This is a genomic window from Curtobacterium sp. C1 (assembly GCF_021049325.1).
GTDB classification, from domain to species: domain Bacteria; phylum Actinomycetota; class Actinomycetes; order Actinomycetales; family Microbacteriaceae; genus Curtobacterium; species Curtobacterium citreum.
Window position 1 is genome coordinate 2,788,440 of record NZ_CP088076.1, and the last position, 14,961, is coordinate 2,803,400.

14 protein-coding genes are annotated in these 14,961 nt (G+C 73.2%); 4 read left to right on the forward strand and 10 right to left on the reverse strand.

Going from position 1 to position 14,961, the window contains the following annotated elements; genetic code table 11:
* Nucleotides 1-148: 148 nt before the first annotated feature.
* The 5 genes from LQK89_RS13320 to mvk are packed head-to-tail and all read right to left on the reverse strand — an operon-like array spanning nt 149 to nt 5,454.
* Complete coding sequence (locus tag LQK89_RS13320; protein WP_141862684.1) at nt 149-1,324, reverse strand: hydroxymethylglutaryl-CoA synthase; 1,176 nt, start codon at nt 1,322-1,324, stop codon at nt 149-151.
* Nucleotides 1,321-2,385, reverse strand: coding sequence for a hydroxymethylglutaryl-CoA reductase (locus LQK89_RS13325; protein WP_114850574.1), 1,065 nt, complete (start codon nt 2,383-2,385; stop codon nt 1,321-1,323). The genes LQK89_RS13320 and LQK89_RS13325 overlap by 4 nt, the downstream gene beginning before the upstream one ends.
* Entirely contained in the window at nt 2,382-3,461 is a 1,080-nt protein-coding gene (locus LQK89_RS13330; RefSeq protein WP_058742479.1) for a phosphomevalonate kinase, read from the reverse strand. Before LQK89_RS13330 ends, LQK89_RS13325 begins: the two co-directional genes overlap by 4 nt.
* Nucleotides 3,458-4,465, reverse strand: coding sequence for a diphosphomevalonate decarboxylase (mvaD, locus tag LQK89_RS13335; RefSeq protein WP_175326001.1), 1,008 nt, complete (start codon nt 4,463-4,465; stop codon nt 3,458-3,460). Before mvaD ends, LQK89_RS13330 begins: the two co-directional genes overlap by 4 nt.
* Nucleotides 4,462-5,454 (reverse strand): mevalonate kinase, encoded by a 993-nt coding sequence (gene mvk, locus LQK89_RS13340; protein ID WP_231049390.1) that lies wholly within the window; start codon nt 5,452-5,454, stop codon nt 4,462-4,464. The genes mvaD and mvk overlap by 4 nt, the downstream gene beginning before the upstream one ends.
* Before the next feature lie 119 nt (nt 5,455-5,573).
* On the opposite strand from mvk, the gene LQK89_RS13345 reads away from it, so the two are divergent.
* The 4 genes from LQK89_RS13345 to LQK89_RS13360 all read left to right on the forward strand — a co-directional run bounded on the left by LQK89_RS13345 (nt 5,574) and on the right by LQK89_RS13360 (nt 9,327).
* Complete coding sequence (locus LQK89_RS13345) at nt 5,574-7,232, forward strand: DHA2 family efflux MFS transporter permease subunit (protein WP_231049391.1); 1,659 nt, start codon at nt 5,574-5,576, stop codon at nt 7,230-7,232.
* Nucleotides 7,233-7,393: 161 nt separating this feature from the next.
* The gene (locus tag LQK89_RS13350; RefSeq protein WP_231049392.1) at nt 7,394-7,876 is read left to right on the forward strand and encodes a MarR family winged helix-turn-helix transcriptional regulator; all 483 of its coding nucleotides are present in this window, start codon (nt 7,394-7,396) and stop codon (nt 7,874-7,876) included.
* 26 nt (nt 7,877-7,902) lie between these two features.
* A complete protein-coding gene (locus LQK89_RS13355; RefSeq protein ID WP_058729284.1) occupies nt 7,903-8,325 on the forward strand; it encodes an organic hydroperoxide resistance protein in 423 nt (140 codons plus the stop codon).
* A 27-nt stretch (nt 8,326-8,352) separates the two neighbouring features.
* On the forward strand, nt 8,353-9,327 hold the full coding sequence (locus LQK89_RS13360; protein ID WP_231050805.1) for a zinc-binding dehydrogenase: 975 nt from the start codon (nt 8,353-8,355) through the stop codon (nt 9,325-9,327).
* Between the two features lie 61 nt (nt 9,328-9,388).
* Here LQK89_RS13360 and LQK89_RS13365 read toward each other — a convergent pair whose 3' ends face one another.
* From LQK89_RS13365 to LQK89_RS13385, 5 genes are all read right to left on the reverse strand, one after another.
* Nucleotides 9,389-11,191 (reverse strand): chloride channel protein, encoded by a 1,803-nt coding sequence (locus LQK89_RS13365; protein WP_231049393.1) that lies wholly within the window; start codon nt 11,189-11,191, stop codon nt 9,389-9,391.
* A gap of 49 nt (nt 11,192-11,240) precedes the next feature.
* Nucleotides 11,241-11,705, reverse strand: coding sequence for a MarR family winged helix-turn-helix transcriptional regulator (locus tag LQK89_RS13370; protein ID WP_058742475.1), 465 nt, complete (start codon nt 11,703-11,705; stop codon nt 11,241-11,243).
* Nucleotides 11,706-11,725: 20 nt separating this feature from the next.
* On the reverse strand, nt 11,726-12,430 hold the full coding sequence (locus tag LQK89_RS13375; protein WP_231049394.1) for a DUF4396 domain-containing protein: 705 nt from the start codon (nt 12,428-12,430) through the stop codon (nt 11,726-11,728).
* 162 nt (nt 12,431-12,592) lie between these two features.
* Nucleotides 12,593-14,050 (reverse strand): sugar porter family MFS transporter, encoded by a 1,458-nt coding sequence (locus LQK89_RS13380; RefSeq protein ID WP_231049395.1) that lies wholly within the window; start codon nt 14,048-14,050, stop codon nt 12,593-12,595.
* A gap of 354 nt (nt 14,051-14,404) precedes the next feature.
* Nucleotides 14,405-14,908: a hypothetical protein gene (locus LQK89_RS13385; protein WP_141862700.1), complete on the reverse strand. Its 504-nt coding sequence runs from the start codon at nt 14,906-14,908 to the stop codon at nt 14,405-14,407.
* Nucleotides 14,909-14,961 lie beyond the last annotated feature (53 nt).

A 14,961-nucleotide genomic window follows, 5' to 3' on the forward strand; every position in this document is an offset into this window, starting at 1 on the left:
TGGACAGCCTACCGGCGCCGGTCCACGCGGCGGGCGGTGCGGTCCCGACGTCGGCGCGGGCGGTCGCGGGGTGCCCGGACGACGAACGGGAGGATCGTGGCGGGCCCGCCACGATCCTCCCGTCCGCGTCCTGGTGGGCCGGACCCGCTCAGTCCTGCGCGACCGCCTCGTAGTGGCGCGCGCCACCGCGCACCCCGGCGAACCGGTACGGACCGGCGGTGACCCGGGGACGCTCGACGTCCTCGCTGGTGGCGGCGCCGCCGGCGTGCAGCGCGCGGTACTCGTCGACGGTCAGCCGGACGCGCGCGTCGAGCACCGCGCGCACGCGACCCTCGCGGCGGTGCGACCGGTAGTCGGGCTGCACGATGCCCGTCATGAGCTCGCCGACGCTGCCGGAGCCGTAGCTGAACATCGCGATGCGCTGCCCGCCGAGCTCGTCGTCCAGATCGAGGAGTGCCGCGAGGCCGATCCAGATCGACGCCGTGTAGGTGTTGCCGGTCTGCCGGTTGTAGGTGAAGCCGATCGCGAGCTCGGACTCGTCGAAGGGCTCCCCGACGTGCTGCGTCAGCTTCCGGTGCGCCTTGAGGGCCATCTTCGTGAACGGCTGGTGGTGCACGAAGCGGGTGATGTCGGCGTACGCGGGACCGCCCTGCGCGGCGAGGTCGTCCCAGGCACCGACGAAGGCGTCGACGTACGCGCTCACCGAGAGCCGCCCGTCGACGAGCGCCGTGGAGCGGTCGTTCGGACGCCAGAAGTCGTCGACGTCGGCGGTGAAGACACCGGCGGCCGGCTCGAGCTCGACGAGGTCCGGGTCCGCGGACACCAGGATCGCGGCGGCACCGGCGCCCTGCGTGGGCTCGGCCGCGGTGTCGACGTCGTAGCGCGCGACGTCGGCGGCGATCACGAGCACCCGCTCGTGCGGGGCGCGCGCGACGATGCCGAGCGCGAGCTGCACGGCCGCGGTCCCGCCGTAGCAGGCCTGCTTGAGCTCGACGACGCGCACCGACTGCGGCAGGCCGAGCAGCCCGTGCACGAAGACGCCGGCGGCCTTGGACTGGTCGACGCCGGACTCGGTGGCGAACAGCACGGTGCGGATGCCCTCGACGCCGTGGCGGTCGATGACCTCCTTCGCGGCGGCGGCCCCCATCGTGACGATGTCCTCGTCGGGCGCGGGCACGCTGAAGGCGTCCTGGCCGATGCCGACGTGGTACTTCGCGGGGTCGACACCCAGGCGCTCGGCGAGGTCGTCGAGCTCGAGCACGTGGTGGCCGGTGGCGATCGCGATGTCGTGGATGCCGATGCTCAGCGGCTGCTGCGCGGTCATGCTGCACCTCCTGCAGGCCGGGAGCCCCGGCGTTCCATGGCGACGTGGGCCGCCATCAGTTCTCCGGGGTTCGTCTGGGCGGCGAGCAGGGAGAGCTCACCGCAGAGGACCGTGGCGGCGCACAGGGCCGCCAGGCGTCGGGCGTTCGCGCCGGGTTCGCGTTCCTCGCGGCAGCCGAGCCGCACGAGCGCGTCCTCGACGACCGGCAGGTCGCCGCCCTTGCCGTTGCCGACCGTGCCGACGATCAGGTGCGGCAGCGCGGTCGAGAAGTACAGGTCGTCGCCGCGGGCCTCGGCGTAGGTGATGCCCTGCGAGCCTTCGACGATGTTCGCGGCGTCCTGCCCGGTGGCCAGGTAGAAGCCGAGGAGCATGTTCGCGTAGTGAGCGTTCGCGGAGCGCAGGGCTCCGGCGATCGTCGACCCGACGAGGTTCTTCGCGACGTTGAGCTCGGCGATCCGCGCGGCACTCGACCGGAGCCGCTTCTCGACGACCTCGCCCGGGATGACGATCTCGGCGATGGTGTTCCGGCCGCGTCCGCGGATCCCGTTCACCGCCGTGGCCTTCTTGTCGGTGCAGAAGTTGCCCGAGACGCTGACGTACCGCAGGCCCGGCTCCCACGCGAGGATCGCCGGCAGCAGCTTGTCCGCCGCCTGCGTGACCATGTTGTGGCCGGAGGCGTCGCCCGTGGTGAACGCGAAGCGCAGGAACAGCAGGTCGCCGACGATCTCCGGGTGCACCTCGATCAGCTTCGCGAACCGGCTCTGCCCGGCGACGAGCTGCTCGAGCTCGTCCTGGCGCGCCAGGATCCGCCCCGCGGCGATGTGCGCGGCGGCGGCACTGTCGGCCTTCACGACGACGGAGCGGGTCATGCGCTCGTCGACGACGGTCGCGACGATCCCGCCCTCGACCATCCGCGAGACACGGGCACCGCGGCCGACGGACGGCCAGAGCGGCGACTCGTACGTCGCGAGCGGCACCTCGTGCTCGCCCTCGACGGCGTTGCCGCTCACGCGGATCGGCCCCACCCACTTCGTGGGGATCGGGGTCAGCAGGTCGGTCATTCGACGCTCCCTTCGGGCGCTTGCACCGCGACGCTGAGGTGTCTGATGTCGTGCGCCTCCCAGGCGCGGTGGATGCCGGCGAGGTCGGTGTCCGCCGGGACGAGCGCGATGCCGCAGTCGCCGCCGCCGGCGCCGGACGGCTTCGCCGCCCCACCGGCCGCCTCGACCACGTCGCACAGGGTCGCGAGCCGCTCGGTCTCGATCTGCGACCCGACCGAGGCGCCGAGCCCCTGCAGGAGCGTGCGGGCGCGTCGCAGGGCGTCGAGCGTCTGCGCCGCGTCGCCGGAGCGGAGGCCCGTGGTCAGGTCGTCGACGCAGGTCCGGCTCTCGTCGAGGAACGCCGGGTAGCCACCGTTGCGGTGGCGCCGCACGACGTCGACGAGCTTCGTCGTGGACGCGGGCGAACCGGTCCAGCCGACCAGCAGTTCGAGGTCCTTCGGCGCCGGCAGCCGTTCGACGTCGAACCCGGTCCACGCGTCCGCGTCGGCCAGGACCTCGGACACCGTCCGGCCGCCGAGCATCCCCGCGAGGCGCTCCCGGTCGGGCGCGCTGTACCGCAGCCACCCGCCGAACGTGCTCGCCGCGAGGTCGCCGCCGGACGCCCGGGGGTTCACCCGGATGGTGGCGAGCAGGGCGACCCGGAAGCGGTCGCGCTGGGACAGCCCGATGCCGTAGAAGCGGTCGAGCGCACCGACGGTCGCGACGGTCACGGCGGCGGAGGACCCGAGCCCGAACTTCCGACCGCTGGCGTCGTCGAGCTGGCTCTCGATCCGCAGGTCGTGGAACCGCGGGGCGATCCCCCGCTCGGCGCGGAGCTTCTCGACGAGGTCGATCGTCGCCATCACGTAGTCGTACGGGTGGTGCTCGCGGTCGAGTGCGAGCCCGTCGTCCGCGCGGGTCCAGGTGAGCGGCAGGTGGCCGTACTCCTCGGAGTGCACGCTGCCCGAGCCGTGGCCCTCGGCGACCCGGGCCGTGATGGCGCGGTCGAGGGCGATGAGCACGGACGGCTGCCCGGGCTCGACGACGGCGTACTCGCCCGCGACGAACAGCTTGCCGTGGGCGCGGAACTCGATCACTCGGCGGTCTCCTCCGGTCGGACGGCACCCGCTCCAGGTGCCTCCGTTCCTTCGGAGCGGAGCAGGTGCGCGCCTGGTCCGGTACCGGACTCGATGACGTCTCCCAGGTCGGCGAGCGCGGCAGCGACGGCGCCGCGGTCCTCGGGCGTGGTGAGCACGACGACGTTCGGCCCGGCGTCGGCCGTGGCGTACGCGGTCAGCCCGTCGGCACGGAGCCCGGCGACGGCGTCGAACACGGCGACGCTCCGGGCGTTCAGGTAGCGGATCGGCGGGAACGCGCCCTCGATGGTGGCGTGCATGCGGAGCGCGTTGCTCTCGGTGAGCTCGCCGATGCGGGCGAAGTCCCCGGCGGCGCAGGCGGCGAGCATGTCGTCGACGGTGGCCGTGGTCGACTCGACCCACGCCGGGTAGAACGGCGAGGTCGCGATCGTGCGGCGCATCGCCTCGCGCGACCCGATCGCCTTCTCGCCGGCCGAGATCGTGACGACGACCATCGCCATCGGCGGCGCGGGGACGCGCTCGGCGAACGAGGCCTGGTCGTCGCCCGCGTGCCACACCGCGACGCCGCCGGGGATCGACCGGGTGGCGGAGCCGGAGCCGCGACGGGCGAGCCGGGACAGGTCGCGCTCGGACAGGTCGAGCCCGTACGCGGCGGCCGCGGCCGTCGCGAGCGCCGCGAACCCGGACGCGCTCGACGCCAGCCCGGCGCCGGTCGGCACGGTGTTCTCCGACACCACCGCGGCGTGCACGGACGACCCCGCTGCCTGGCGCACGAGGTCGAGGAACTGCTGCACGCGGAGCAGGGCGCCGTCCGGGGCCGCGCCGCCGTTCAGCACGAGCGAGTCCGCCGCCGCGGCACCGTCGAGCGTGACGGTGGTGGTCGTCGGGAACACGTCGAGGCCCATGGACACGCTGCCCGTCGCCGGGAGGGCGAGCTGCGCGTCGGCCTTGCCCCAGTACTTCACGAGCGCGATGTTGGGGTGCGCGACGGCGGTGGCGGTCATAGGGCGCGGGCTCCGATCGTGGTGGTCCAGGTCTCCGTCGCGCCGGCGGCACGGAGGGCCGTCGCGACGCGGTCGGCGTGCGCGGCGTCGGCGACGAGCGCGAGGACGCATCCGCCGCGCCCACCGCCGGTGAGCTTCGCGCCGAGGGCGTCCGCACGGCGTGCGGCGTCGACGAGCCGGTCGAGGTCCGCGCTCGACACGTCGAGTTCGGTGAGCAGTCCGTGCGCGGCGTCCATCGTGGCACCGAGGCCCTGTGCGTCGCCGTCCACGAGTGTCCCCCGTGCGCGACGGGCCAGGTCGCCGATCGCCGCGACCACGGCGTCGACGGCCTGCGGGTCGCGGTCGTGCCGCTCCCGCACGGCGGCGACGGCCTCGCGCGTGTGCCCGGGGACGCCGGTGTCGGCGACGACGAACGTGAACGAGGCACCGAGCGGGACGGGTTCGACGACGCCGGCCTCGAACCACACCGGGACGTCGGCGACGACGCCGCGGGCGTCGAGCCCGGACGGTCGGCCGTGGGCGACCCGCTCGCACTCCTGCACGAGCTCGTGGTGCTCCTGCGCTTCCAGGGTCCGGTCGAAGACGTCGGCGACGGCGGCCGTGACGGCGGCGGCAACCGCGGCGCTCGACCCCATGCCGCGGGCGGTCGGCACGGCGCTGTCGACGCGGACGTGCAGGTGCTGCTCGGGGGCGCCGAGGTGCAGCAGCGTGGCCGTGACCGCCGTGACGGTCGGCAGCACGGCGGCGGGCGCGGTGTCGAGCGGACCGGTGTGCACGGTGGACTCGAGCGCGCTGCCCGAGGTCGACGGTACCGGGGTCGCGGTCGCGGTCACGCGGACGTCCAGGACGGGCAGCACGAGTGCGGGTACGCCGTACACCACGGCGTGCTCGCCGATCAGGATCGTCTTGCCGTGGGAGGACCCGATCCCGGTGCGGAGGCTGGTGCCCGGGTGCGGGGTCGCGGTGCGGTCGGTGTCGTGGTTGGTCATCGTGGCTCAGGTCAGCCTAACCGGACGCGGGCGGTACGGGACGTGTGCGCCGGCCGGACGCGTCCCCGGACACATCGTTCCCGGACGCGCACGGGCCGCAGGCGTACAGTGTCGTCAGCATGCTGACGATCTCCGTCGGCCGACCACCAGGAGGGCTCGTGCACACCCCGTCCGTCCCCGACCGCCGCCGCTGGGCAGGACTCGTCGTCATCAGCGTCGCGGTCTCCCTGATCATCGTCGACTCGACGATCGTGAACGTCGCGATCCCGAGCATCGTCGCCGACCTGGACATCGGCTCGACGCTCGTGCAGTGGGTCCAGGAGAGCTACACCCTGGTGTTCGCCGCACTGCTGCTCGTGTTCGGGTCGCTCGCCGACCGCTACGGACGCCGGCGCCTGCTGACGATCGGCGTCTCGGTCTTCGTGGTGGCCTCGGTGCTCGCGGCGATCGCGCCGACGGGAGACCTGCTCGTCGCGGCCCGCATCCTGCAGGGCCTGGGCGGCGCGATGGTGCTCCCGACCACGCTGTCGCTCGTCAACGCGACCTTCACCGGGCGCGAGCGTGGCATCGCCTTCGCGGTCTGGGGATCGACCATCGGCGGCATGGTCGCGGTCGGCCCGCTGCTCGGCGGCTGGCTGACGACGGACTTCTCGTGGCGCTGGGCCTTCGGGATCAACGTGCCGCTCGGCATCGCGATCGTCGTCGGTGCGTTCCTCACCGTCCGGGAGTCCCGGGACGCCGCACACGCCGGCGGGACCGACGTGGTCGGTGCCGTGCTCAGCGTGCTGACGAGCGCGTCGCTCGTGTTCGGCTTGATCGAGGGGCGGACGTACGGGTGGTGGACGCCCGCGGAGCGCTTCCGCGTCGGCGACTGGGCGTGGCCGGCGGACACCTCCCCGATCCCGTTCGCCTTCGCGCTGACGATCGTCGCCGGGATCGCCTTCGTCGCCTGGTCCCGACGCCGGCAGCGCTCGGGACGCTCGACCCTGATCGCGCTCGACCTGTTCCGCATCGGCTCGTTCCGGAAAGGGTCGATCGCAGCCCTGATCGTGTCGCTCGGCGAGTTCGGGATCGTCCTGTCACTGCCGCTCTGGCTGCAGAACGTGCTCGGCTACTCGGCACTGCAGACCGGCTTCGTCCTGCTCGCACTGGCGATCGGCTCGTTCGTGGCGAGCGGGTTCGCGGCCACCGCCGGCCAGCGGATCGGCCCCCTCCCCATCGTCCGCATCGGCATCGCCGCGGAGATCGTCGGGGTCGCGGCGATCGGGTTCGTCGTCTCCGCGGACACGCCGTGGTGGGCGGTCGTGCCGTGCCTGTTCGTCTACGGGTTCGGCGTCGGGCTCGCGACCGCACAGCTGACCGGGGTCGTGCTGCAGGACATCCCGGTGGAGCGCAGCGGCGAGGCGTCCGGCGCCCAGAGCACCGCGCGGCAGATCGGGTCGGCGCTCGGCATCGCGGTGCTCGGGACGGTGCTCTTCACCAGCACGGGCGGACTCCTCCAGCAGCGGCTCGAGGACGCCGGGACCCCGTCCGGCGTCGCGTCCCGGGTGTCCGACGCAGTCGTGACGTCCTCGGGCGGGGCGATCGCCGGCCTCCGGGAGCGCGACGCAGCGACCGCCGACGTCGCCGCCACGGCCTTCAGCGACGGGACCCGTGCCGCAGCGTGGTCCGCCGCCGGGTTCCTCGTGCTCGGCCTGGCCGCGACGCTCCGGCTCCGTCGCCCCGACCCGACCCGGGACGACCAGCCGACCGCCCGTTCGGCCGCCTCCCCCGTCTGACCCCGCCCTCCCCCGCGAAACGCAACCTCGGCGGTTCCTCGCAGCGGAACGTCGCTGCGAGGAACCGCCCACGTTGCGTCTTGCGGAAGCGCAACCCGCCACAGCTCAGCACTGCGCGCAACCGGGTTGTGCACAACTGGGTTGCGTGGCACACTGGGGGCATGCCGGTGACCGACGAGATGGTGTGCTTCTCGCTGTACGCGGCGTCCCGGGCCACCACCCAGGCGTACCGCGCGCTGCTCGAGCCCTGGGGCCTGACCTACCCGCAGTACCTCGTCCTCGTGACCCTGTGGATCGAGGGCGACCAGACCGTGTCGAGCCTCGGCGAGCACCTGCAGCTCGACTCGGGCACGCTCTCGCCGCTGCTCCGCCGCATGGAGCAGTCCGACCTGGTCCGCCGCGAACGCCGCAGCACCGACGAGCGCGTCGTCACCGTGACCCTCGGCGACCGGGGCCGCTCGATCCGGCCCGAACTCGCACACGTCCCCGCGCGCATCGCCGCCGGGATGGGCCTGCCGGACGAGCGGGCCGCGCTCGAGCTCATCGCGAACCTGCAGCGCCTGACGGCCACCATGCACGCCGCCGCCGACGCGCCCGCCGCCGCGCCCACGCCCGGCCCCGGGCCTGCGTCGCCGGCCCACTGACCCCCACGAAGGAAGGAAGGACCCACATGGACGTCCTCTACACCGCCGAGGCCCTCGCCACGGGCGAAGGCCGCAACGGCCACGTCGCCACCAGCGACGGCCGCGTCGAGCACGACCTGGCCATCCCGAAGGAGATGGGCGGCTCCGGCAACGGTGCGAACCCCGAGCAGCTCTTCGCCGCCGGCTACGCCGCGTGCTTCCACTCCGCGCTGCAGGGCGTCGCCCGCGCGCAGAAGGTGAAGATCACCGACTCGACCGTCGGCGGCCGCGTGTCCATCGGCCCGAACGGCCAGGGCGGCTACCAGCTCGCCGTCATGCTCGAGGTCGTCATCCCGGACGTCGAGCACGACGTCGCGCAGGCCCTCGCGGACGCCGCACACCAGGTCTGCCCCTACTCGAACGCGACCCGCGGCAACATCGACGTCACCATCGTCGTCTCGGAGGACTGACCCATGACCGACACCACCCCCACCACCATGCGCGCCGTCGTGCACGAGACCTTCGGTGAGCCCGCCGACGTCCTGACCGTCGCCGAGCGCCCGGTCCCGCAGCCCGGCCCCGGCCAGGTGCTCGTCCGCACCGTCCTCTCCCCGATCCACAACCACGACCTGTGGACCATCCGCGGCACCTACGGCTTCAAGCCCGAGCTGCCCGCAGCCAGCGGCACCGAGGCGCTCGGCGTCGTCGAGGCCCTGGGCGAGGGCGTCGACCGCCTGCAGGTCGGCCAGCGCGTCGCCGGCGGCACCTTCGGCGTCTGGGCCGAGTACTACGTGGCCGACGCCGCCGGGCTCGTCCCGGTCCCCGAGGCGATGGACGACGAGTCCGCCGCGCAGCTCGTCTCGATGCCGTTCAGCGCGATCAGCCTGCTGCACTCGCTCGACCTGCACGAGGGTGACTGGATCATCCAGAACGCCGCGAACGGCGCCGTCGGCCGCATGGTCGCACAGCTCGGCAAGGCCCGCGGCATCAACGTGATCGGCCTGGTCCGTCGCGCCGAGGGCGTCGAGGAACTCCGCGCCCAGGGCATCGACCGGATCGTCGCCACCGACGCGGACGACTGGAAGGACCAGGTCGCGGCCATCACCGGCGGCGCCCCGATCGTCGCGGGCGTCGAGTCCGTCGGCGGCAAGGCCGCCGGCGACATCGCCTCGGTGTTGGGCGAGAACGGCACGCTCGTCGTGTTCGGTGCGATGGCCTCCCCCACGCTCGAGATCCCGTCGGGCAAGGTCATCTTCGGCCAGCTCACCGTCAAGGGCTTCTGGGGTGCGGTCGTCAGCAAGACGATGCCCGCCGAGCTCAAGGGCCAGCTCTTCGGCGAGCTCATCACGCGCGTGCTCGACGGCTCGCTGACGCTCCCCGTCTCCGAGACCTTCGTCTTCGAGGACGCCCGTGACGCCGCCCGCGCCAGCGACACCGCCGGTCGCGTCGGCAAGGTCCTCCTGCGCCCGTAGCGGGTCCGGACCACAGACGGACTGGAGGCCCGTGGCGACACCGCCACGGGCCTCCAGTCCGTCACGGGGTCGGGACCAGGGCCCGCAGCGCGTCCGTGGTGCCCAGCCACCCGACCGGCCGACCGTCGCCGTCCACGACCGGCAGTCCGGTCCCGCCGTCGGCGTCGACGACCCGCTCGACGACGTCGGCGAGCCGCGCGTCGGCCGGGACGGCCTCGACGTCCGCCAGGACGTCCCCGACCACGCGGGTGCCGAAGCCCTCGTCGGCGAGCAGCGCGTCACCGACCGACCGCGCCGTCACCACCCCGGTCAGGCGACCGTCCGCGTCCACGACGACCAGCGCCCCCACGTCCGCCGCACCGAGCCGGGCGAGTGCCTCGTCCGCGGTCGCCGTGGCGGGCAGCACCGGTCCGAGCGGCCGGACCGCCGCACCGACGGGCACGTCCGACCTGGCACCCTCGGTCGGCAGCGGTGCCGAGTCGGTCAGGTCCACCCCGCGGCGGCTGAGCTTGAGCGTGTAGATCGTGTCTCGGGACAGCACCCGCGAGACCGCGGTGGCGACGACGATCGCGACGAACAGCGGGAGCACGAGGGCGTAGTCACCCGTCAGCTCGAACAACATGATCCCCGCCGTGATCGGCGCCCGCGTCGACCCGGCGAACACCGCACCCATCCCGACGACCGCGAACGCGCCGACCTGGCCGTGCATCCCGGGCGCCACCGACGCCACGACCTCGCCGAAGGCCGCGCCCGTCATCGCGCCGACGAACAGCGACGGCGCGAACACCCCGCCGGAGCCGCCGATGCCGAGCGTCAACGAGGTCGCGAGCACCTTGCCGACCACGAGCACCGCGAGGAAGCCGAGCTCGTACCGACCGGCGACCCCGTCCTCGAGCACCGGGTAGCCGACGCCGTACATCTGCGGCAGCACCAGGAGCAGCGCGCCGAGCAGCAGCCCGCCGACCACGGGCCGCAGCCACTCCGGGCCCCGGGTCGCCCGCCAGGCCACGTCGCAGAGGTCCTCGACCAGGTACAGCACGCGCGTGAAGCCGATGCCGACCGCGCCCGCGAGCAACCCGAGCAGGGCGAACAGCAGGTACTCCGGCGGGGTCACGGCGCCGATCGTCGGCAGGTGCAGGAAGGCCGTGTCCCCGAAGGCCGCGCGACCGATCAGGGCCGCCGTGACGCTCGCGACGGCGACCGCCCCGAACGACGTCGGGGTGAAGTCGCGGAGCAGGAGCTCGAGCGCGAAGAACACCCCGGCGACCGGGGCGTTGAACGTCGCCGAGATGCCCCCGGCCGCGCCGCAGGCCACGAGCGTGCGGAGCCGACCCTCGGGCATCCGCATCCACCGGCCGATCGTCGAGCCGAGCGCCGAACCGATCTGGATGATCGGCCCCTCGCGGCCGACCGAGCCGCCCGACCCGATGCAGATCGCACTCGCGAGGGCCTTGACCACGGCGACGCCGCCACGGATCCGGCCGCCGTTCCGGGCGATGGCGAACATCACCTCGGGAACGCCGTGGCCGCGGGCCTCCCGGGCGAAACGCTGGATGAGTGGTCCGTACAGGAGTCCACCGACGGCCGGGGCGAGGACGACGAACCCGGCGCCGAGCCACGGGACCCAGGGGTTCGGCGGGTGCCCGGTCGTCGCTGCGTAGTCGGCGTGGCCGCTGAACAGGAGCGTCGCGTGCTCGATCAGCCAGCGGAAGACCACGGCGGCGGCTCCGGCACCGGCGCCGACGACGAGTGCGGGGAGTGCGAGGCGGAGCGCCGCGGACCCGAAGCGGGTCCCGGCGAGCCGGACGTGGGCGTGGACGGTGGGGAAGCGGGCGGGCACGGTCCTCCGATCAGTTGCATACAAGCAATGATTGTACGCATGCAACTGTCGCTCCCCACAAGAGCGGTCGGCGTCAGCCCCCGAAGGCGGAGACCTCCTCGGGCGCCGGCTCCCCCATCGCCCGGCGGAACGCCGCCATGCCCGCGACCGCGACCGCCCGGTCCTGCTCGGGCATCCCCGCGACGATCGCCTCGAGTTCACGACGGCGGCGCTCGGTCACCTCGTCCACCAGGGCGCGCCCGCGGTCGGTGGCGGCGATGCGGACCTCGCGCCGGTTGTCGGCGCCGGGACGCCGCTCGACCCAGCCGCCCGCGACGAGCCGGTCGACGTTCCGGGTCAGGGTCGAGGGGCCGACCGCGAGCCGGTCGGCCAGGTCGCCGGAGCGCGTCGGCCCGAGGGAGACGACGAGGACGATGAGCCGGAACTGCGGCACGGTGACGTCCTCGAGCGCGGGGGCCAGGGACCGGGCGACGACCCCGAGGAGCCCCCGGGAGGCGGCGAGGACCTCGTCGATCCCCTGGACAGCGTGCTCCGACATGCCCTCATCCTGGCAGGCGGTCACATCGCCTCCTTGAGCCCCCACCGCACCAGGAGCGCGTTCACCGGGTAGGAGCACACGAAGCCCGCGACCATGGCCAGCTGCATCGCGACCCAGAACTCGGGCGTCGTCACCGCGAGCCGACCGCCCAGGACCGCCGGCAGCACCGCGAACTGCAGCAGCGCCATCACGCCGTACATCCCGACCTGCCACGCCGTGATGCTCAGCGTGTCGGCCTTGAGCGCGGCGACCAGCCCGTCCCGCCACCCGAGCCCGCGCATCGGGGCGATGGCCGCGTACTGGAACGCGATCCCCACCACGAAGGCGATCACGAAGTCGATGATCCAGCCCGCGAAGATCGGGTCCCGGTACAGCGAGCCGAGCCCGACGAGGGTACCGAGTGCCGGGAACGCGACGAGCCCGAACTCCCCCACCAGGTCGCCGAGCGCACACCCGGCACCGCAGTGGCTCGTGTCGATCGCGGTACCCGCCCAGCGGCCGTGTCCGTCGACGGTCGCCCGGCCGCGGCGCAGGTAGAAGACGAGCCACACGACGCTGCCGAACAGCATCGTGAGCGGCCAGACGAGCGCCATCACCCGCATGTGCGGTGGGTGGCGGACGACGTCGACGGCCACGAACGCGGCGCAGCCGACCGCCACGACGAGCAGGACGGCGCAGACGGCCGTGAGCGCGGGCGGGAGGTCCGCCACCTGCAGTCCGGTCACCCTGTCCACCCTCCGCGCATGGTTGTACCCGTACAACCGCCGAGCGTACCGACGCCACCGACGTCGGTTCCCGGGCTCGCGTCCCCCGGGTGACCGGCAGACGGACGGGAGGCGCGGTGCCCGCTGGCACCGCGCCTCCCGTCCGTCCCGTGCGCGCGTCCGTCAGCCGCGCACCTGCTTCTTGTCGACCACGAAGATGTTGCCGGTGGTGACGCCCTCCTCGACCTCCTCGAGGGTGCGCCCGCGGCTCTCCGGGACGAACTTCCAGATGAAGAACAGCGCCAGCAGGCCGACGACGCCGAAGCCGAAGAACGTCCCCGTGATCCCGGTGGCGGCGACGATCGTCGGGAAGTACAGCCCGAGGAACGCGTTCGCGATCCAGAGGCAGAACACCGCGATGCCCATGCCGAGCGCCCGGATCTGCGTCGGGAAGATCTCGGACAGGACCACCCAGACGGCGATGTTCAGGAAGGTCTGCATCGAGCCGACGAACGCGACGACGAGGAACAGGATCACCCAGGGGCGTGCCGGGTTGCCCCCGGGCAGCGCGACCGAGGCGATGCCGATCAGGAAGTGGCAGACCGTCGTCAGCGTGAAGCCGATGATGAGCGTGGTGCGACGGTTGATCCGCTCCATGTTCGCGAGGGCGATCACGCCACCGACGACGGCGATCACGCCGGGTGCGATGTTGGCGATGAGCGCCGCCGACGCCTGGAAGCCCGACTCGATCAGCACGGTCTGCCCGTAGTACATGATCGAGTTGATGCCGGTCAGCTGCTGGGCGACACCGAGGCCGGCGCCGATGAGCACGATGCGGATGAGCCACTTGTTGCCGAGCAGCACGCGCCAGCCGCTCTCGCGCTGGACCGTCGCCTCGAACTCGTTCGTCCGCTTGATGTCCTCGAGCTCGGCGACCGCGCGCTCCTCGGAGCGGATCTGCGACAGGACGGCGAGCGCCTCGTCGTTGCGGCCCTTCGACGCCAGCCAGCGGGGCGACTCGGGGACGCGGAGCATGCCGACGAACAGGGCGATCGCGGGGAGCGCGCAGACGGCGAGCATGATGCGCCAGACGCCGTTGCCCTCGCCCCACAGGTTGCCGATGACGGCGTTGACCAGGAAGGCCGCGAGCTGGCCGATCACGATCATCAACTCGTTGCGACCCGACAGCGATCCGCGGATCTCGTACGGGGCGAGTTCGGCCAGGAACACCGGCACCACGGTCGAGGCGCCGCCCACCGCGAGACCGAGCAGCACACGGCCGACGACGATCACGCCGAAGGTCGGGGCGGCGACGCAGATGAGCGTGCCGAGGAAGAACGTGACGGCCAGGGCGATGATCGTCCCGCGACGCCCCCACCCGTCGGCGATCCGGCCGCCGAGCATCGCGCCGATCGCGGCGCCGAACAGCAGGGAGCTGGTGACGACACCCTCGGTGAGGTTCGTCAGCCCGAGCTCCTGCTTCATGGGCAGCAGAGCACCGTTGATCACGCCGGTGTCGTAGCCGAACAGCAGGCCGCCGAACGTGGCGACGAGGGCCAGGACGCCGAGGCGGCGACGGTGCGGGCCGGTGCCCACCGGGGGCAGTGCGACCTTCGGTGCTGTCGGCTTGATGTCGACCATGCGGTGACTCCTTCGTCGGGTGATCGCGCGTCTTCGCGTGGGACCGATGGTAGCCCCGTTTCATGTCCTGTCAATCACACATTAAGCCAATCTGACGTTTGGATCGCTCCACGAAAGCCCCGATCAGCGCGGGAGCGGTCCATTCACCCGGGCGCGCGCCACGGCCGGCGGGTGGTCGGTAGATCGGTCGGCGGCCGACCGACCCGGCCGGGACGTTCGGCACAACCGGAAGCACGTCGCGCCACGGAAGCCCGTGGCGCGAGCTGCTTCCGGTTGTGCGGAGTCACAACGCACCTCGGTCCAGTCGAGACGCACGGCACCGCACAGCCGTGACCGTCACCGCGCCACGGCGCGCTACTCGGCTGCCGTCGCCCCGTCGCCCAGGACGTCCCCGAGCGAGGCCATGCCCGCTCCGTGGTCCGTGTACCGCCGCACCGTCCGACGGGCCGCGGCACTCGCAGCCCCCGCGAGCGCCGGGTTCCGCCGCGCGGCGTCCGCCACCCGTCCCGCGTGCCCGGCGGTGGACAGCAGGACGTTCGCGAGTGCCCGGGCGTCGCCGGACTCCGGGACGCCGGTGACGGCCCACGCGCTCCGGAGCTGGTCGTCCGGTGTGACCCCGCGGCGGGTGCCCATCCGGTGCCAGTCGGACAGGGCGCCCTCGGTCCGCGAGGCCGCGCGCTCGACCTCTCCCGCGCGACGGCGCTCGACCGACCGGGCAGCGTCGGCGGCGTCCGACCCGGGCTCCCGACCGGCGACCGCCTCGGCACGCTGTCGGGCGTCGGTGGCGTCCCCGCCGGCGGCCGCGATCCGTGCGGCGTGGGCGGCTGCGGCGGCGGCGAGGATCTCGTGGCGGTCCATGCCCTCGACGGTAGCCGCTCCGACCGACAGCATGGGTCCGGCGACACATCCGT